The following is a 19,099-nucleotide window of genomic DNA, read 5'->3' as shown; positions in this document are numbered from 1 at the left end:
GACGATGCGGCAAGTCAGGACGTTGCAAGACCGATCAGACCGGAAGCACTCGGTGCACCGCTCAAATCGAATTCGATGGTGATCGGTTCGTCGACGGGGAAGTGTGCGGGAAGTAGAAGCAGTCCCTCCGACGCGCAGCGTTCGAGAAGTTCGCGGCGGGTGACCCTGGCGATCTCGGGATCCGCGTCGCCGCCCTGGCTGAGGTCCGGGTACAGAAACTGGATCGGATGGTGGATCACGTCGCCGGCGATGACGGCGCCGCCGTCGGCGGTGCGGATCTCGATCACGACGTGGCCCGGCGTGTGGCCGGGCGCGCTGCGCACGACGACGCGTGTGCCTTCGGACTCGGCCAGGACGTGGCCGTCGTCGACCGCCTCCCACTTCGCCCCGTCCAGAACGGGACGGACGCTGTCCTCGAAGGTCTGCGCCAGATCCGAGACCACTCCTTCGTGTGGACCGTCGGCGGCGAGTTGTTCGAGCGCGGCCAGTTCGGTGCGGTCGAAAATGTAGGTCGCGCGGGGAAAGGTGGGCCGCCAGGTTTCGGCCTCGAGGTTGGTGTTCCAACCACAATGATCGGGGTGCAGATGTGTGCTGACCACCAGATCGACGTCGCCAACGTCGACGCCGGTGTCGGCGAAGCGCGAGAGGTAGTCGGTGCCGAACATGTGGTGCGGCAGGAGGTTCGGCCGGTGCTTGCTGTTCCCGTTGCCGGTGTCGACGACGATGGCCTTGCCGCCGATCTCCACCAGGTAGGTGTGGATGGCAAGTACGAGGTCACCGCTACCCGCGTCGAAGAACTCCGGTGTCAGCCGCGCCGACGCGTCCTCGATCTCCGCATCACCCGCGTGCGGAAAAAGCTCTCGCGGCGGAAACGGCCAGTGCGCCAGCTCCGTCAGTTGGGTGACGCGCGCCGATCCGACGTCGATGGTGAAGCTCATCAGTGATTGCCTTCCGAACAGCTCGATCCCGCTTGTAGGCACACACAAAGGCACCCACCGAAATGCTCGGTGGGTGCCTGGTCGGTGTCAATGGTTTTCGACGCCGGTGATCAAAGACTCTTCGCGATGATGCCCTTCATCACTTCGTTGGCGCCGGCGTAGATCTTCTGGACGCGGGAGTCCTCGTACATGCGCGCGATCGGGTATTCACGCATGTAGCCGTATCCGCCGTAGAGCTGCACGCACCGGTCGACGACGGCGCACTGCTGTTCGGTGAGCCAGTACTTGACCATCGCGGCGTCTGCGCCGTCCAGCTCGCCGTTGAGGTGATCCTCGATGCAGTTGTCGAGGAAGACACGGCAGGTGCGCGCGATCGTCTGGCACTCGGCCAGCTCGAAGGCGGTGTTCTGGAACTCGAAGAGGCTGTGCCCGAACGCTTGACGCGCCTTGGTGTACGCGACGGTCTCCTCGACGGCACGCTCGATGGTGCCGATGGCCTGTGCGCCGATGATGAGGCGTTCCTGCACCAGCTGCGCCATCAACTGACCGAAACCGAGCCCCTCGGACTCGCCGAGGAGGTTCGAGACGGGAACGCGAACATCGGTGAAGGACAGCTCCGACGTATCGGCGCCGTGCTGACCGACCTTGTCGAGGACGCGGCCGACCGCAAAGCCTTCGCAGTCACGCAGATCCACGATCAGGAGCGAGACACCCTTGGCACCCGCCTTGGGATCGGTCTTGACGGCGAGCACGATCATGTCTGCGCTGCCACCGTTGGTGATGAAGGTCTTCGACCCGTTCACGACGTAGTGGTCACCGTCGCGGATCGCGGACGTGGTGATGGCCTTGAGGTCGGAACCTGTTCCCGGCTCGGTCATTCCGATGGCGCCGAGGATCTCGCCCGTCGCCATACCTGGCAGCCAGGCCTTCTTCTGCTCTTCGCTTCCGTACTCGAGCACGTAGTGGGCGACGATGCCACTGTGCACGGAGTTACCGAGTGCATAGTCCCCGCAGTAGCCCTGCGCCTCGAAGACTGCAAGATCGTGCGCGAAAGATCCACCGCCCCCGCCGTATTCCTCGGGAATCGAGCAGCACAGCAGGCCGAGCTTGCCGGCTTCGAGCCACACGGACCGGTCGACGCGATGCTGAGCGTCCCACTGCTCACGCTTGGCGATCAGTTCACGATCGAAGAAACCACGGGCCAGTTCGGCTACTGCGGTGATCTCGTCGTCATGCCACGACGGCTTGCGCTTGGTCGCCATGATCAGACCCGCTTCAGCAGGGCAGCGAGTGCCTGACCGCCGCCGATGCACATGGTGACGATGCCGAATTCGAGGTCGCGACGGACCATGTCGCGTGCCGCGCGCAGGGTCAGGATGGCTCCGGTGGCGCCGACCGGGTGGCCGAGGGCGATTGCTCCGCCGTACGGGTTGGTCTTTTCCGGATCCAGGCCACTGTCACGGATGACGGCGATGGCCTGCGAAGCAAAGGCCTCGTTGACCTCGGCGGTGCCGATGTCGGACGGCTTCAATCCTGTTTGCGCAAAAAGCTTTTCGAGAGCGAGCACGGGAGCGTAGCCCATCAGGCCGGGCTCCATGGCTGCCGTCGTGACGGTTTCGAGCGTGACGAGTCCGGTGAGACCGCGCTTGGCTGCCTCGGTGCCCGTCGCGAGGACGAGTGCGCCGGCGCCGTCGTTGATGCCCGACGCGTTGCCGGCGGTGACGGATCCGCCCTCTTCGAATGCAGGGCGCAGCTTGGCGAGGGTTTCGACAGTGGTTCCGGGCTTGGGGTGCTCGTCTTCGGTGACGGTGACGGAGCGCCGACCACCGGTCTCGACGGGAGTGATCTCCTCGGCGAATGCTGCCTTGGCTGCGTCGGTAGCAGCGCGGCGCTGAGATTCCACGGCGAACTCGTCCTGCTGCTCGCGGCTGACGCCGTACTTGCGGGCGACGGCTTCGGCGGTGCGGCCCATATGAGCCTTGCTGAACGGGTCGGTGAGCATGGCGACGGTGCCGTCGACGAGGCTGCGATCGCCGAGCTTGTAGCCCGAGCGGGCGGCGAAGTCGTAGAACGGCATGCGGGACATGCTCTCGTCGCCGCCGGCGAGGGTGATGGCAGCTGCGCCCCAGCGCATCTGCATCGCCGCCGACCATACGGCCTGCAGGCCGCTGCCACAGAGGCGGTTGACGGTGTAGGCGGGAACGTTCTCGGGCAGTCCGGCGGCGATGCCCACGCGGCGTGCGTTGTAGGCGTCTGGGCCGACCTGGCCGATGCAGCCCATGACGACCTCGTCGATGTCTTCGGGTGCAACGCCGGCGCGGCTCAGCGCTGCCTTGGCTGCTGCGGCACCCAGCTCGTGTGCGGGTACGTCCTTGAAGACGCCGCCGAAGCTACCGACGGGGGTCCTGGCCCCGTCGACGATGACGATCGGTTCGGGTGTGGTCATGATTGTCCCCATCTGCTGTGCTCACGTCGATTTCTCTGTCCGTGGCCGATACTAGGACATCTAAGTATCTCGCAGATGGGGACGTTGGTGTCAGGGTGTGGGAGCGCTCTCGGACACGGGTACAACCTCGGCGTCGGCGCGTTCGGCGTCCTCGGTCTCTTTGTGGTTCCGGTATCGGTAGAGCCCGATGCCCACGAGGATCGCTGCGAGCCCCAGGGACACGATCATCTGGCTGCGCGTCGAGTCCAGGGTGAGCATGCCGATGCAGAGCGCGATGATGGCGGCGATCGTCGCGTAGGTCAGATACGGGAAGAACCACATCTTGAGCTCCAGCTCCTGGCCCGAAGCTTCGAGCTTGCGGCGGGTGCGCAGCTGGGACACCGAGATGACGAGCCAGACGAACAGTGCGATCGCACCGGAGGAGTTGACCAGGAACAGGAAGACCTTGTCCGGGGAGAGGTAGTTCATGCCGACGGTCAGGAAGCCGACGATCGTCGAGACCAGGACAGCGCGCATCGGGACGCCGGTCTTCTCGATACGTGAGAGCGACTTGGGGGCGTCGCCGCGGCCGGCGAGAGAGAAGATCATGCGGCTCGCGGTGTAGAGACCGGAGTTGAGGCAGGACAGAACCGACGTGAGGACGACGACGTCCATGATGTTGCCCGCGGCCGGAATGCCGTAGGAGTCCATGACGGCGACGTACGGGCTGAGCGCGACCGATGCGCTGTCCCAGGGAAGCAGAGTGACGACCACCGCGATCGAGCCGATGTAGAAGATGAGAATTCGCCAGACGACGGACTTGACGGCAGCGCGAACAGCTTCGAGCGGGTTGGCCGATTCACCGGCGGCGATGGTGGCGATTTCGGCGCCGAAGAACGAGAACACGACCACAAGGACTGCGGCGAGCATGGCTCCTGTTCCGTTCGGCAGGAAACCGCCGTGACCGGTCAGGTTGGTCATTCCCGGTGCTTCGACGCCGGGCATCCATCCGCAGATCGCCACGATGCCCATGCCGAGGAACGCGATGATGGCGACGACCTTGATGGAAGCGAACCAGAACTCGAACTCGCCGAACGACTTGACCGAGATGATGTTGGTCAGCGTCAGCACGATCATCAGAATCAGAGCCCAGGTCCACTGGGGAACGCCGGGAACCCAACGATTCATGATGAGGGCACCGGCGGTGGCCTCGATGCCGAGCACGATGATCCAGAACCACGCGTACAGCCAGCCGATCGAGAAGCCCGCCCAGCGGCCGATGGCCTTGTCGGCGTACGACGAGAACGAGCCGGTTTCCGGCGACGCTGCCGACATCTCGCCGAGCATGCGCATCACGAGGATGACGACTACGCCGGCCAACGCGTAGGAAACCAGGACACCCGGTCCCGTCTCCTGGATCGCCACACCGGAGCCGACGAACAGTCCGGCGCCGATGACGCCCGCGATCGCAATCATCGACAGATGCCGCTTCTTCAGCGTGTGCTGAAGTGCCGGCTGGTCTGTACTGGACATCAGTACTCCTTGTGGGCTGTTCGGGAGGGTGGATCTCGGTGACGCTCTTCTGGAGCGCATTTTCGATAGCGCCAGTGTCGGACCTTCGGCAAGCTCGCGTCAGGCTCCACTTTGTACAAACGTGACCGCAGGCACTACAAAGTGGCGAGTCGGAGGTGTCAGACTGGACCCATGCCCATCACGCTCCGCCAGCTTTGTGCGACCGAACAGTTCGGCCTTCGCGTCCTGGCGGGGCACGACCAGCTCGATCGCACCCTGACCTGGGCACATGTCTCCGAACTTCCCGATCCGACGCCCTTCCTCGACGGCGGCGAACTACTACTCATCACCGGGGTGTCGCTACCGACGACGGCCGCGGAAACGACCCGTTTCGTACGGACCCTGGTGGCGGCCGGAATTGCCGGAATCGGTTTCGGAACCGGCCTCGGATACGAGCAGGCGCCGCAGACTCTGGTGGATGCGGCCACCCGTTTCAGTGTGCCCCTACTCGACGTCCCATTGCGAACACCTTTCATCGCCCTGACCAAAGCGGTGTCGAAGGCGCAATCCGACGACGACATGAAAGCGCTGCGCAGCAACTACCAGAGCCTGCGGCGACTGCTTCAAGCTGCAGTGACGGTCAACGGCACCCGGGCAGTCGTACGACGGGTGGCGGAATTGATCGGCGGATGGGCGGCCCTGCTGGACTCGGCCGGCCATACCGTCGAGATCTCACACACCGCTGCTGCCGCAGGAATCGAGCGAACGGCTCCCGAGCGCGACGCCCGCCCGATGGAAGTCAGTTTCCTCACGAGTGAGAACGAGGACGTCATCTCGCACCCTTTGATGACGTCGAGGGGAAAGCTGATGGGGTATCTCGTCGCCGGCTGCCCCGGCGCCGTCGGCTCTCTGAATCAGGGCATCGTCATCGCCGCCGCGTCTCTGCTCACGTTGATGACGGCTCGAACCCGAGATGCACAGTTGACGATGAACCACTTGCGTACCGTGGCGATGCATCAGCTGTTCGAAGGACAGAATGCGCTCGCCCGCAACATCTCCGGGGAACTGTGGGGAGGATTTCCGGTCGAACCTTTCCAGGTCTTCCACGTAGCGGGCCCGAGTGGCCTGCTCGAGAGCGTGTCCGTCTCACTGCTCGACGGTCTCAGCCGCGATCTGGCGTTCGGCATCACCGACGGTGCGCTGATTGCCGTCGTCTCGGCTACCGACAGCGGGCGAATCCTCGCCCGCGTCAACGAAATCGACGTAACCGTCGGCGTGTCGGACATGCTGTGGTGGGACGATCTCTCGCGCGCCAGACGCCAAGCCGCGCAGGCAGCAGCCGAGGCCGGCGCCCGCAACCTGCCTTCGATGCGGTTCGCCGAACTCTCGGAGAGCGGATTGTCCGCGTTTCTCGATCAGGATCGCTCGACGGCATTCGCGGCAGCACACTTGCGCCCGCTTCTGGAAGCGAAGGGCGGTAGCGACCTCTACCGAACCTTGGCCATGTGGTTGGCACACAACGGGGTGGGCGACGCCGCAGCCACAGCGCTGAATATTCATCGGCATACGTTGCGCAGCAGACTCGCTCGGATCGAGAGTCTTCTCCAACTGGACCTCGGCTCCCCCACGGAACGTGCGGAGTTGTGGCTCGAGTACCGCTTGCTCGGCGACGCTCCGACCATCTGACCGACAAGCAACGAACCCTGAACGACCTGAAGGGTCTCCGCCGGGTTACGGCAGAGACCCTTCAGAGTCGATACGTGCGAGTCGCTACCGACCGACCTTCCCCTAGCTTCCGCCCGTCGGTATCCACTCGCGGAGCACGTTGGCATCAACTACCTGCGCACCCAAAACCTTTGTCCAGATGATGGTTCCGTTTTCGTAGACACGGAAAGTGCCTGCTTCGGAGGGCAACTGCATCTCCGGGCCGGCAGGAGCACCGAGAGAGCCGCTTTCACCGCCGAGCTCCCGATACTTCTTCTCGATCTGCGTCTCCGTAACCGTACCCGATGGATCGCCGGATGGCGAATTGGATTCCGGCACTGTCGATTCCGAATCCGGTGCCACTACCACACCAGCGCCGTCGCCGACGGTAAACCAGTCCGATTTCAGGCCGAGTTTCTGACGGAACTGCATTCCGGTGGCGCCGACAGTTGCATCTGTTCCGACCACCTCGACTGCCGTCACTCGCCCGCCGTCGGTACCGAATCCGTTGCGCGAGAGAATCTTGAGCGATTGCAGCTCGCCCACATCGAAGGCGTCCGCAATCTCACCCGCGGTCAGATTCACTGTCCAGTCGTGATTGGGCGAAAGGGCGTCACCGAGATCCTCGACGGCCGGGAATTCACCGCCGGAGCTGTAACCTCCTGTGGACGAAGAGAATTCGGTGGCAACAATCTTGCCGTCACGCGACAGAACGGCGCCGGCGGTGGACCGAACGGCTTCAGTGGTCCGGGGATCTTCCTTGCCAGCTCCGCCGTAGACCTGGCAGTCCTGAGTGTCGCACGTGTCGGCGTACGAGCTGCGATGCTCGGTCGCAGCGTACGAGCGCGCCGCCACGGCTTGCGCCCGTAGTGCTTCGGCCCCACCGGAATCGGCCCATTCGGCTTTCGCCTCGACCGGCACCACGCCGAGCAGGTAGTCCTCCATGTCGAGGAGATTGACCGTCCGAGCCGAGCCGTTGTCGAGCACTACGCCGAGGGCGCCGCGATAGGGCGCGTCGTTGTTGCACAGCTTCAGGAACTGGTCGGCGGGTCGATCGGGACTGAGATCCACAGGATCCACCCACGGATGCTCGGTGACCGCTTCCCAGACAACCCCGCCACCACACCCGCTGGTGACAACCACCTGCGCACCGCCACCGGGCAGTGCAGTGAGATGGGCAGCCTCGCCCGGCGCGGTGCGCTGACCGTTGACCACGAGGCCGGCGTCGGAGTAGACGTCGAGCGTCGAGTTGTCCTGGGCTGTGAGCCGCACACTCATCTGGGCGGGCGGCAAGGAGTCCAGGACGGTTCCGCCGTAGTAGTGACTGAGGATTCGCTCGCCGGACCAGCCGTCGTTCTTGGCGTAGCCGTAAGCGCCCCACTGCCCCATTCCGCGGCCGTGTCCGTTGCCATGACCGGAGAGCGTGAATTGTGTATCGGCGGCGACGGCGTGCAGGATCGACGGCTCGTCAGCGCGGATTTGCGTGAAACCTCCGATCGCGACGCCGAGCGCAAGAGCCGGAACGAGACCGAGGACCGAGACCCGCATCAGCGAGGTTCGCCTCCCGGGTCCGCCCACCAGAAAGCGACCTGCGCGACCGGACACAGGCTTCTTACCTGCAGTTCCGCTTCTTCCGCTTCTCGCCATCAATGCTCTCCTCATCGCTACCGGCCTCACGAGTCCGCGAAGTCGGTACTTCGCGCGCAGGCCAGTCCACAACGATTTAACTAAAGTCTCACCCTAAGGTTGAGCGTTATGGACTTTTGTGACTAGTGTGGCAAGAGTGTTTGGAGTTAGCAACACCAGTCACACGAGTCACATCAGCATCACGAGTTGCAGACGTACGCGTCCGAAAACTGGAGTTCAACCCCAGAACATGGCATCCGACCTGCTCGGATCCGGTTTTGAAGGATTCCGTTCACGGCCGTCATCGGCCCTGAAGTTCGCTCGCAAGTAACTACAACCGAGGAGTAATCCCTTGCCACACCGTCGACCGAAGCCCTCGCTCGTACTCGGGGCTGTAGCCGCAGTGGCTGTCGCAAGTCCTTTTGCGGTCTACGGCTTCACGAGCACTACGTCCGATGTACGTTCCGCGAACGAAACGACGTCAGTAGCAGTGCCGACCCAGATCGCAGAGGTGCTCCTCGCGTCGGTGCCCGACATCATCATTCCGGTCAAGGAGCTGACCGGTCTCGATCTCCCCGACATCAACCTGGGCGATCTCAGAAACCTCAAGCTCCCGACCGAAATCCCGCTACCTCCAGGGATCACGTTGCCGACCGAGCTCTTCCCGGCACCCGCTGCTCCCGGGGCCCCGACCGAAACCGCTCCGGTTCCCTCCGAGGAAGAGCCAGGTGCCGTGGTCAAGGAAGTCACCCGCGACACTCCGTTCAGCATGGTCGCGTTGACCTCGGACACGCTCGCCTCGGCGCAGTCCAAGGTCCGCGCCCTGGCCGAGGACGGCACCTGGGGTCCGTGGTTCACCCCTGACGCCATCGACTCCGCCAGTTCGGATCAGGCCACCAACGCCGGTACCGCCACCGAACCTGTCTTCGTCGGCGCCACCAAGTCCATCCAGATCCTCACCCCGCAGGGTGTCGCTGCCCCCGCGGCCGAAGCTGTGCCGGCTCCGGAAGCCGCACCCGCACCTGTCGAAGCACCTGCTGAAGCGCCTGTGCCTGCCGAAGCGCCGGCCGAAGCACCTGTGCCTGCGGAAGCACCCGCAGCCACCCGCGAACTCGGGTACACCCCGGCTTCGGTGTCCAAGCCGCTACGCCAGGCGACGACGGCAGCAGATGCCGTTACCGCAGTGTTGATCGATCCGGGTACCAGCGACGCGGACAGCAATCTGCAGGCAGTCGCGGCACCGCTCGGCGGCAGTGGACCCTCCGTCATCACCCGCGCACAGTGGGGAGCCGACGAGTCACTTCGCTGCGACTCCCCCACGTACGACGACTTCACCGGTGGAGCAACCGTTCACCACACCGCGGGCAGCAACAACTACACCAAGGAAGAATCGGCCGGCATCGTCCGCTCTATCTACGCCTACCACGCACGGACTCTCGGCTGGTGCGACGTCGGATACAACGTCCTCGTCGACAAGTACGGTCAGACCTTCGAAGGCCGCGCAGGCGGACTCGACAAAGCAGTTCAGGGCGCGCACGCCGGCGGCTTCAACGAGAACACCACCGGTATCGCGATGATGGGTGACTACTCCACCGTCGAGCCTTCGCAGGCGACGCTCAATGCCGTCGGCAAGTTCCTCGGTTGGAAGCTCGGCCTGGCCGGCCTCGACCCGAAGGGTCGAACGACGATGTACTCCGAGGGCACGGAGTTCACTCCGTACCCGCAGGGCGCAGCAGTGGATCTGCCGATCATCTTCGCCCACCGCGACGTCGGAAACACGGCTTGCCCTGGTGATGCCGCATACGCACACATGAACGACATCCGGAACATCGCGGCCGCGAATATCGGGGGATCGTTGAACCCGTCGAACCCCTCCAATCCGTCGACGCCTGCGCCCAAGCCGACCACTCCGGTCGACACGGTCACCGGTGGCACCGGATCGTCGATCCCGGATCTGGTCACCCAGATTCTGAAGATCACCGACAATTCACCGCTCGCGCAGAAGTGGATCGCCGAAGGTGGTGACCTCGGACGCCTCGGCCAGGCGCTGTCCGGAATCCTGCAGGCGAAGCTCGGCAACCAGGGTGCGTTGTTCCAGAACGGCGCTGTCTACACCTCACCCAACGGCGGAGTGTTCACCGTGCTCGGCGAGATCTTCAAGTCGTGGCAGAGCTTCGGTTCCGACGCGGGTGAACTCGGATTGCCGATCTCGGACGAATACTCGATCCCGGACGGCCTGCGCAGCGACTTCGAGAACGGTTCGCTGATCTTCAACCAGATCACCGGCATGGTCACGAAGGTCCTCAAGACCTACAACGAGACCTTTGCCCAGGAAATGGCCAACAGCGCGCCTGTCGGCTGACACTCGAGCAGTACACGTCCTCGGGCGCTGGTGGGTTCTACGACCACCAGCGCTCGAGGACTTTTGCGACCCCGTGCGCCGAATTGGTGTCGGTGACCTCGTCGGCTGCGGCTTTGGCTTCGGGGTGAGCGTTGCCCATGGCAACGCCGAGGCGTGCCATCCCCAGCATCGGGATGTCGTTGGGCATGTCCCCGAAGGCAACCAGACCCGACAGGTCGAAGCCGAACCTTTCAGCGGCGGCAACCAGGCCGGACGCCTTCGTGATTCCCGGCGCCGAGAGTTCGATCAGTCCGTTCTCGGTGGAGTACGTCATGTCGGCGAGCGCACCGACGTGCGGGGCGAGCGTGTCGTACATCGCCGTGCTGGTCATGCCTGGACGGCGAATCAGGAGTTTGACGGCCGGCGCCGCAAGCACTTCGTCCTCGGACATCTCGGTGTTGTCCGGGTTGAGCCAGGCGTGTTCGTAATCTGGTGAGCTGACGAACTGTGGGGTGGCGGCGTCGTGTGCGCTCTCCCCCACCCGTTCCGCGGCCAATCCCGACCCGGGAAGTGCAACCAGAGCCAACTCGGAGAGTTCGGTGAGTGCGTCGACCGACAAGGTCGCGGCGCTGAGGACGCGGTCGGCGTAGCTGTCGTAGACAACGGCTCCATTGGCGCAGACGGCGAGTGGCGCGTATCCCAAACCTTCGACGACTGGCGAAATCCATCGCGGAGGACGCCCGGTTGCCAGCAGGAACGGCGTGCCGGATTCGACGACGGCATGCACGGCGGCGCGGGTGCGGGCACTGACCAACTCGTCGTGATCGATGAGGGTGCCGTCGACATCGGTCGCAACCAAGGTTGGGCGGTCAGGGCTGATACGACGGTCTGGGCTCACACCGCCATTGTGCCTGCCCGGTACGACGGTCTCGCTCAGCGCGCCCGCTTCGCGCGTTCCTGTGCGTCCATGGCCGCGGCTTCCGCCGGCGTCGGCGCGCCACCGCCGAGTCGGCGAGGCACCCAGTACGCCCCGGGTTCGTGCACGAATCCGTCCTGAACGTGGCGCAGGATCGCATCCATCTCGATGCGCAGGATCTCGCTCAGCGCTTCGGCGGGCTCGACCGGATCGATCGGTGCACCCACCTCCACCGAGATCGGGAAATGATTGCGGCCCAGATTTTTCGGTCCGCCCTTGGTGACGATCCGCTGGGCGCCCCAGACGATCAGCGGAATTATCGGCACGCCGGCGTCGATGGCCATCCGAGCTGCTCCGGATTTCATTTCCTTGATCTCGAAGCTCCGGCTGATCGTCGCTTCCGGGTAGACGCCCACCAATTCGCCACGCTCGAGGGCGTCGACTCCGGCTCGATACGCCTGCGCTCCGGCGGAGCGGTCCACTTCGATGACGCCGCATCCACGCATGAGGAAGCCGAGGACCTTGTTGTCCGCCAGCTCAGCCTTGGCCATCACTCTGAGCTTGCGTTTCGCGGTGCCGACCGCCAGGGCCGCCGGTATGAAATCGAGGTAACTCGTGTGGTTGATCGCGATGACGGCACCGCCGGACACCGGGACGTGTTCCGTCCCGGTGCGGGTGACTTTCACGCCCTGGAAACCGCTCAGACCACGCGCGACTACCTCGACGGCGGTGTAAACGGGTTCGAAGGACATGGGTCAGCCTTCGGACTTCCGCGCCTCACGTGCTTTGGCTTTCGCCTCGGCCTCGTCGGCATCCATCTTGTCGGCCTGCTCGAGCGTCGGCGCGCTGCCACCGAGGCGGGCCGGTACCCAGTACTCGCCGGCGGGATGGTCGTAGTCCTTCTGCAGATCGAGTAGCAACTCCTGCATCGTCGACCGTAGCTTCGCCGTCAGCTCACTCGCCGGTTCGAAAGGTGCAATCGGCTCGCCGACGGCAATGGAGATGGGAGTGTTGGTGCGGCCCAAACGCTTCGGATAACCCTTCGTCCACACGCGCTGAGCGCCCCAGATGACGACGGGAACGATCGGGACGCCCGCCTCGATCGCCATCCGGGCGGCTCCGGACTTGAATTCCTTGATCTCGAAGCTCCGACTGATCGTCGCTTCGGGGTACACGCCCACCAATTCACCGCGCTTCAGGAAATCTACGGCCGCCTTGTAGGAGTCGGCGCCCGCGCCGCGGTCGACCGGGATGTGCTTGAGGGCCCGCATGATCGGTCCGGAGATCTTGTTGTCGAAGACCTCCTTCTTCGCCATGAACCGGATGTAGCGCTTGGGGGTCCGCGCCGGCAGTCCCGCATACGTGAAGTCCATGTATCCGGTGTGGTTGATCGCGATCACGGCGCCACCGGACGCCGGGATGTTCTGCTCTCCCTTGACGGAGAACTTCAGGCCCTCGAAAGCGAAGACGGTACGGGCGATGCCGATGACTGTTCTGTAAACGGGATCCACAGTTCGCTAGCGTAGACGGGAATCCGTGATCTGACCCGCAGCAGTTATGGGGTGGATGTTGGTCAGAATGTCGCAAAAGGGGCGTAAGAACGAATGAAGTCGGCAGGACGAGCGGCAGTGGGGGCAGTCGCACTCGCCATGACGTTGGCGATAACCGCATGTGAGGACGACGGACGGACAGGAATCCTGACGGACGAACCGTCTCCGCCTACGACGGAAACCACGACGACAACCACTCTCGCGCCCACGACCACCACTGCGCCCGCCACGCCGGTCGCGCCACCTCCGGTTGGTGACGTGCCCGGTAATCCGGCTGCTGCGCCGGCCTTGGCGGCCTGGGCAACGGACCTGGTGTCTTTGGACGTCGACGCGCTCACGAACGCATGCTGGACGATGCCGCCCACAACAATTGCCGACCGATACTCGGATGTGCCCGCCATCTTGACGGCCATCGCCGCACCAGGCGTCGACGGCCAGTACGCGGTCACCTGGAGTGGAGGCGGACTCTCCGTCGCCGCCAAGCGCTCGGAGATCGCTTCCGGCTATGCGTGCCCGTTCGTCTTCCCTGCGGGGCAATCAAACTTCTACACCGCGGCCGACGCTTCCCACGCCGTCGTCCGGTTTCTCTCACGCGCCACGGGACGGCCGGTCAATACCCGCGACGTCGAGACGTTCTATCCACTGATCTGCCCCGGCAACAGCCCGTGGGATCCGGACGGCACCGGCGCCACCGGCCAGCCGCCACTCAAGCTCGATCCGAATCAGCTGGCCGGTATCAAGTCTTTTGATGCCGCCGCCGCAACAGTCACTCCGGTTCGCGGCGACTACGTCCGTGTCACCCTGCCCGTCACTGACGGAACCGGTAACTCACGCTCGATGCAGTTCACCCTGTCGATCGGCCCCGAGGGATACTGCCTCGGGGCCGCGACCTGAACTGCTTCGGTCAGGAACCGAAGGGAAGGAAATCGCTCGAGCCAGCGCTGCCTGAACCGAGGCTGCCCGTGCCACCGCCGGTTGCAGCCTTGATCTGAATTGCGTGGGCCGCCGAGGTGGAGCCTGTGAATCCGGCTGCGCCGCTGTAGATTGCCGAAATCGAATGCGCGCCGGTTGTGGTGAAGGTGTGGTTCAGCGCCGCGATCCCGTTGACCACCGCCACAGCGTCACCGACCGGGGTGTCCCCATCCATGAACTGCACCGTTCCACCGTTCTGCACCGAACTGACAGTCGCCGACAGGGTCACCGACTTGTTCACCACACCATCGGCAGGCACCGTCACCACAGTCTCCGTGGTGACATCCGAAGGCGCAGGGTCCGTTACATTCACCGTCCGCGCCTGGGCCGAGGACCCGACTACACCGGCTCCTCCCGAGTAAACCGCCGTGATGCTGTGCGCACCCGCAGAGGTAAACGTATGCGACAGACCAGCAGCGCCGGCCGTAACCGCTTCAGGACCGCCGATCGCGACGCCACCGTCGTAGAACTGCACGGTTCCGACGCCGACAGCGTCATCCGACGACGTTCGGACTGTTGCCCACAAGTCGGTCGCCACACCAGTTTTGGCATCGGTGGGGATATTCAGTTCGACGACGGATTCCTGGTCGGCAACACTCACCTGAACTGACTTCGCACTCGCAACCGAGTTCTTGAATCCGGAACCAGCGGTGAAGTCCGCGGTAATGCTCTGAGCACCAGCAGCATCGAAGATGTGCGAGAGCGTCGCGGTCCCACCGGAAACTGTCACCGGTGAACCAATGGCCGTGCCGTTCGACTTGAACTGCACAGTGCCCACAGCATTGTTCGGAGCCACCGTTGCGGTCAGATCAACCGCCGCGCCCGTAGTTGCCGTAGCGGGAACCGAGAGCGACGTCGTGGTCTCGACATCGATGGGAGCCGGATCCGAAACGGTCACCGTCTGGGCCGATGCCGAGGAGCTGACGAAGCCTGCACCGGCGGTGAAGTCCGCCGTAATGCTCTGAGCGCCAGCAGCATCGAAGATGTGCGAGAGCGTCGCGGTTCCACCGGAAACTGTGACCGGTGAACCGATCGCCGCACCGTTCGACTTGAACTGCACCGTACCGACAGCGTTGTTCGGAGCTACCGTCGCAGTCAGATCAACCGCCGCACCCGTGATCGCCGTCGCCGGAACCGACAACGACGTCGTCGTCTCCACATCGACCGGAGCCGGATCCGAAACGGTCACCGTCTGAGCCGACGCCGACGAACTGACAAACCCTGCACCGGCGGTGAAGTCCGCCGTAACACTCTGAGCGCCAGCAGCATCGAACGAATGCGACAGCGTCGCAACACCCGACGTGACTGCCACCGGAGTGCCGATCGCCGTGCCGTTCGACTTGAACTGCACCGTGCCCACCGCATTGTTCGGAGCAACCGTCGCAGTCAGATCAACCGCGCTGCCCGTGATCGCAGCAGCCGGAACTTGAAGCGTTGTAGTCGTACTCAGCGCGGAGCTCGAGATCTCGATGGTCTGAGCTTGCGCGGTCGAACCACCAAAACCGGCAGTGCCTGAGTAGACCGCAGTGATCGAGTGCGATCCCGTCGTAGTGAACGTGTGATCCAGGGTCGCTCCGCCGGCAGTCACCGCGATCGGTCCGCCGATGTCTGTGCCACCGTCCTTGAACTGGACCGTTCCGCCGTCAGTTGCCGGAGAGATGTTTGCGGTCAGCGCGACCGAGGTCTGCTCGACGGCGCTGCTCGGAACTGTCAGCGCCGTGGTCGTCTGTACATCGGCAGCAGCCACGCTCACTGTGCGCGCCGGTGACGTTGAGGTCAAGAACTCGAGAACTCCGTCGTACACAGCGGTGATGGAGTGATCTCCCGCCGCGGTGAATGTATGTGGCAGTGTGGCAACGCCATTGACGACGGCCACCGGGGCGCCGATGTCAGTCCCGCCATCCTTGAACTGAACGGTGCCGCCTGTCGGCGCCGGGGAGACCTGCGCAATCAAATCCGTCGATTGACCGATCGTTGCCGACGCGCCGGACGTCACTGCGGTCGTGGTCGCCACCTGCGAGACGACGTTGACGGTGGCCAATGCCTGACCACCCGCATTCAATCCCGCGCTGCGTGAGTCATGCGGAGAGCAGTTGTACCTCTCCCAGTATGCGACGGTGAAGACGTCCTTCTCGCGCTGCAAGAAGGTGAAGGCATTTTTCGGAGAATCAAAGGATCCCGAATTGCCATCCGTCACCCTTAACTTCGGCTGCACAGTGCTACCCGCACCACCCGCAATCACCGTCACATCGATCGCCGGCAACCGGAAAGTCTTTCCAGCCTCCGCGCCGATTCCGCCATCATCGTTCTTACTTGTACTCGGACCGTTTCCACCACCGCCATTGGAGTCAGCAGTCTGATTGTTCCCCGAAATACGCAAGTGAGTGCCCGCAGCATCCGGCGAACCACCGTCGTTGATTCGAATTACCGAGGGCGCCGCACCCGACAAATTCGACGACGTACCCGCCACTACCTGAGCATCGACCAACGACACCCCCGCAGGAATGTCGAAGTCGTACTTCATCCGTGTCCACCTGATCGCCGAACGCCCCGCATGACCACTCGTGGGAACAGTCATCGCACCTGGCTGGGCTCGGTAGGTGAACGTCGACCCCGCCGCGACCTTCTCCGGAGCCGAGATGGTCACGCCCGTGGAGTGGAATTCGTCGGAGATGCTGCCCAAGCCAGGGTGCTCGTAACCATCGCAACCCAGTTTGAACCCGATCGTGTTCTCCACCGCGGGAGATGACGTCGGAGCAGCCGAAGCAACACCACCTGCCACCAGCACGCCACCGACCAACGCTGCCACCACAACCGCGGAACTTCTTCTCACCAACACGAACTCTCCTCAGCTAGCAACAGACGTGGATCGGGAACCGCACGGAAGGAGGTCACTCGAACAGAGCGGAAATCAGAATGGAGCTGGACGCTCGTACAGTACCCGTCGAAAGTAGTACTTGTATCAGTTATTTCAGACAAATATTCACGAATTGCCGATAGTTCTGCTAACGACCAATCATCGATTCGCGAAGAGTGATGCCCCTTGCACCCGTCGGGCGCAAGGGGCATCACATCATCGGAGAATCAGGACCCGAACGGCAGCGACAACGATCCGAGCGAACCGAAGTCACCGCCCCCGTTACCGACGTTCACAACCGATGCAGTCGACGTGGAACCCGTGACGCCCTGGGCTCCGCTGTAGACCGCGGTGATCGAATGGTTGCCGGTCGTGGTGAAGGTGTGGCTCAACACAGCCTGCCCACCGACAACATCGACGGCCGTTCCGATCGGAGTCGTTCCATCGAAGAACTGGACGGTTCCCGACGTCGCGCCGGAAGAACTGACCACAGCCTTCAGCTGCACCGACGTGCCGACCTTTGCCGAAGACGGAGCCGTCAACGACGTAGAGCTTTCGACATCCGACGGGGTCGGAACCGTGACATTGACGTCGACGGATTCCGCGGTGGACGACGTGAACACGCCGGAGCCACTGAATACAGCCGAGACTACAAAGGTGCCTTCTGCTCCGAACACGTGCGGCAGCTTGGCAACTCCGTCAACAACCGCGACCGGGGCACCCTGATCGACTCCACCGATCTTGAACTGAACCGTTCCGCCGGACGGCACCAGGGCGTCCGAGGGATCTTCGGACACTGTCGCGAAGAGATCAACAGGCAGTCCGACCTTGGCTTCACCCTGAACGCTCAGGACCGTCTTCGTCGCCTTGTCGACCGGAGCCGGATCAGAGACCGTCACCGTCTGAGCGGACGCCGAGGAGCTGACGAACCCTGCACCGGCGGTGAAGTCCGCCGTAACGCTCTGAGCGCCAGCAGCATCGAAGGAATGCGAGAGCGTCGCAGTCCCACCGGACACCGTGACCGGAGAACCGATCGCCGCACCGTTCGACTTGAACTGCACCGTACCGACAGCATTGTTCGGAGCAACGGTTGCAGTCAGATCAACAGCCGTACCCGTGATCGCCGTAGCCGGAACCGACAGCGACGTCGTGGTCTCCACATCGACCGGAGCCGGATCAGAGACCGTCACCGTCTGAGCGGACGCCGACGAGCTGACGAACCCTGCACCAGCGGTGAAGTCCGCCGTAACGCTCTGAGCGCCAGCAGCATCGAACGCATACGACAGCGTCGCAACACCCGACGTGACCGTCACCGGCGAACCAATGGCCGTGCCGTTCGACTTGAACTGCACCGTACCGACAGCATTGTTCGGAGCCACCGTTGCCGTCAGATCAACAGCCGTACCCGTGATCGCCGTAGCGGGAACCGAGAGCGACGTCGTCGTCTCCACATCGACCGGAGCCGGATCCGAAACGGTCACCGTCTGAGCCGATGCCGAGGAGCTGACGAACCCTGCACCGGCGGTGAAGTCCGCCGTAACACTCTGAGCGCCAGCGGTATCGAAGGAATGTGACAGCGTCGCGGTTCCACCGGAAACCGTCACCGGCGAACCGATCGCAGTGCCGTTCGACTTGAACTGCACCGTACCGACAGCGTTGTTCGGAGCCACCGTTGCCGTCAGATCAACCGCCGTACCCGTGATCGCCGTCGCCGGAACCGAGAGCGACGTCGTGGTCTCCACATCGACCGGAGCCGGATCCGAAACGGTCACCGTCTGAGCGGACGCCGACGAGCTGACAAACCCTGCACCGGCAGTGAAGTCAGCGGTAACACTTTGTGCACCAGCAGCATCGAACGCATGCGACAGAGTCGCAACACCCGACGTGACCGTCACCGGCGAACCGATCGCCGTGCCGTTCGACTTGAACTGCACCGTACCGACAGCATTGTTCGGAGCCACCGTCGCGGTCAGATCAACAGCCGTACCCGTGATCGCCGTAGCCGGAACCGAGAGCGACGTCGTCGTCTCCACATCGACCGGAGCCGGATCAGAAACCGTCACCGTCTGAGCCGACGCCGACGAACTGACAAACCCTGCACCAGCGGTGAAGTCCGCCGTAACACTCTGAGCACCAGCAGCATCGAACGAATGCGACAGCGTCGCAACACCCGCGGAGACTGCCACCGGTGAACCGATCGCAGTGCCGTTCGACTTGAACTGCACCGTACCGACAGCATTGTTCGGAGCAACCGTCGC

At 63.6% G+C, this 19,099-nt stretch carries 13 protein-coding genes; 3 read left to right on the top strand and 10 right to left on the bottom strand.

The genetic code is table 11. The annotated features are described in order from the left end of the window. Window positions 1-14: 14 nt before the first annotated feature. The 4 genes from QMA15_RS03925 to QMA15_RS03910 form a co-directional block, all read right to left on the bottom strand. A complete protein-coding gene (locus QMA15_RS03925) occupies window positions 15-938 on the bottom strand; it encodes an MBL fold metallo-hydrolase (protein WP_290283703.1) in 924 nt (307 codons plus the stop codon). A gap of 110 nt (window positions 939-1,048) precedes the next feature. After that, window positions 1,049-2,200, bottom strand: a complete 1,152-nt coding sequence (locus QMA15_RS03920) for an acyl-CoA dehydrogenase family protein (RefSeq protein ID WP_021332810.1) — start codon at window positions 2,198-2,200, stop codon at window positions 1,049-1,051. A 2-nt stretch (window positions 2,201-2,202) separates the two neighbouring features. Further along, window positions 2,203-3,384 (bottom strand): thiolase family protein, encoded by a 1,182-nt coding sequence (locus QMA15_RS03915; RefSeq protein WP_007731825.1) that lies wholly within the window; start codon window positions 3,382-3,384, stop codon window positions 2,203-2,205. Between the two features lie 90 nt (window positions 3,385-3,474). Beyond that, window positions 3,475-4,896 carry an amino acid permease gene (locus tag QMA15_RS03910; protein ID WP_020905763.1) on the bottom strand — a complete coding sequence of 474 codons (1,422 nt, stop codon included), beginning with the start codon at window positions 4,894-4,896 and terminating at the stop codon, window positions 3,475-3,477. A 171-nt stretch (window positions 4,897-5,067) separates the two neighbouring features. On the opposite strand from QMA15_RS03910, the gene QMA15_RS03905 reads away from it, so the two are divergent. Then, entirely contained in the window at window positions 5,068-6,561 is a 1,494-nt protein-coding gene (locus tag QMA15_RS03905; protein ID WP_019746400.1) for a PucR family transcriptional regulator ligand-binding domain-containing protein, read from the top strand. Window positions 6,562-6,663: 102 nt separating this feature from the next. Here the strand turns inward: QMA15_RS03905 and QMA15_RS03900 are convergent, their stop codons facing one another. Continuing rightward, window positions 6,664-8,226 carry a SpoIID/LytB domain-containing protein gene (locus QMA15_RS03900; protein ID WP_042950300.1) on the bottom strand — a complete coding sequence of 521 codons (1,563 nt, stop codon included), beginning with the start codon at window positions 8,224-8,226 and terminating at the stop codon, window positions 6,664-6,666. A 331-nt stretch (window positions 8,227-8,557) separates the two neighbouring features. Between QMA15_RS03900 and QMA15_RS03895 the strand changes: the two genes are divergently transcribed. Then, the gene (locus QMA15_RS03895; RefSeq protein WP_290283702.1) at window positions 8,558-10,567 is read left to right on the top strand and encodes an N-acetylmuramoyl-L-alanine amidase; all 2,010 of its coding nucleotides are present in this window, start codon (window positions 8,558-8,560) and stop codon (window positions 10,565-10,567) included. A gap of 37 nt (window positions 10,568-10,604) precedes the next feature. Here the strand turns inward: QMA15_RS03895 and QMA15_RS03890 are convergent, their stop codons facing one another. Genes QMA15_RS03890 through QMA15_RS03880 form a run of 3 tightly spaced genes read right to left on the bottom strand, consistent with a single transcriptional unit; the run spans window position 10,605 to window position 12,973 of the window. Next, complete coding sequence (locus QMA15_RS03890) at window positions 10,605-11,426, bottom strand: Cof-type HAD-IIB family hydrolase (RefSeq protein ID WP_024488043.1); 822 nt, start codon at window positions 11,424-11,426, stop codon at window positions 10,605-10,607. 53 nt (window positions 11,427-11,479) lie between these two features. Beyond that, the gene (locus QMA15_RS03885) at window positions 11,480-12,214 is read right to left on the bottom strand and encodes a lysophospholipid acyltransferase family protein (protein WP_029254200.1); all 735 of its coding nucleotides are present in this window, start codon (window positions 12,212-12,214) and stop codon (window positions 11,480-11,482) included. Between the two features lie 3 nt (window positions 12,215-12,217). Then, window positions 12,218-12,973 (bottom strand): lysophospholipid acyltransferase family protein, encoded by a 756-nt coding sequence (locus QMA15_RS03880; protein ID WP_020905757.1) that lies wholly within the window; start codon window positions 12,971-12,973, stop codon window positions 12,218-12,220. A gap of 93 nt (window positions 12,974-13,066) precedes the next feature. Here QMA15_RS03880 and QMA15_RS03875 point away from each other — a divergent pair, with 93 nt between their 5' ends. Beyond that, the gene (locus QMA15_RS03875) at window positions 13,067-13,906 is read left to right on the top strand and encodes a hypothetical protein (RefSeq protein WP_029254199.1); all 840 of its coding nucleotides are present in this window, start codon (window positions 13,067-13,069) and stop codon (window positions 13,904-13,906) included. A gap of 10 nt (window positions 13,907-13,916) precedes the next feature. Here QMA15_RS03875 and QMA15_RS03870 read toward each other — a convergent pair whose 3' ends face one another. Beyond that, window positions 13,917-16,817 carry an Ig-like domain-containing protein gene (locus tag QMA15_RS03870; protein WP_290283701.1) on the bottom strand — a complete coding sequence of 967 codons (2,901 nt, stop codon included), beginning with the start codon at window positions 16,815-16,817 and terminating at the stop codon, window positions 13,917-13,919. Between the two features lie 251 nt (window positions 16,818-17,068). Then, window positions 17,069-19,099, bottom strand: a 2,031-nt coding sequence (locus QMA15_RS03865; protein ID WP_290283700.1) for an Ig-like domain-containing protein, incomplete at its 5' end; no start/stop codon positions are given.

Origin of the sequence: Rhodococcus sp. APC 3903 (genome assembly GCF_030407755.1) — a bacterium.
GTDB lineage: Bacteria > Actinomycetota > Actinomycetes > Mycobacteriales > Mycobacteriaceae > Rhodococcus_F > Rhodococcus_F erythropolis.
The sequence above is the reverse complement of the archived record's forward strand: the minus strand, read 5'-3'. Positions and strand labels throughout refer to the sequence as shown.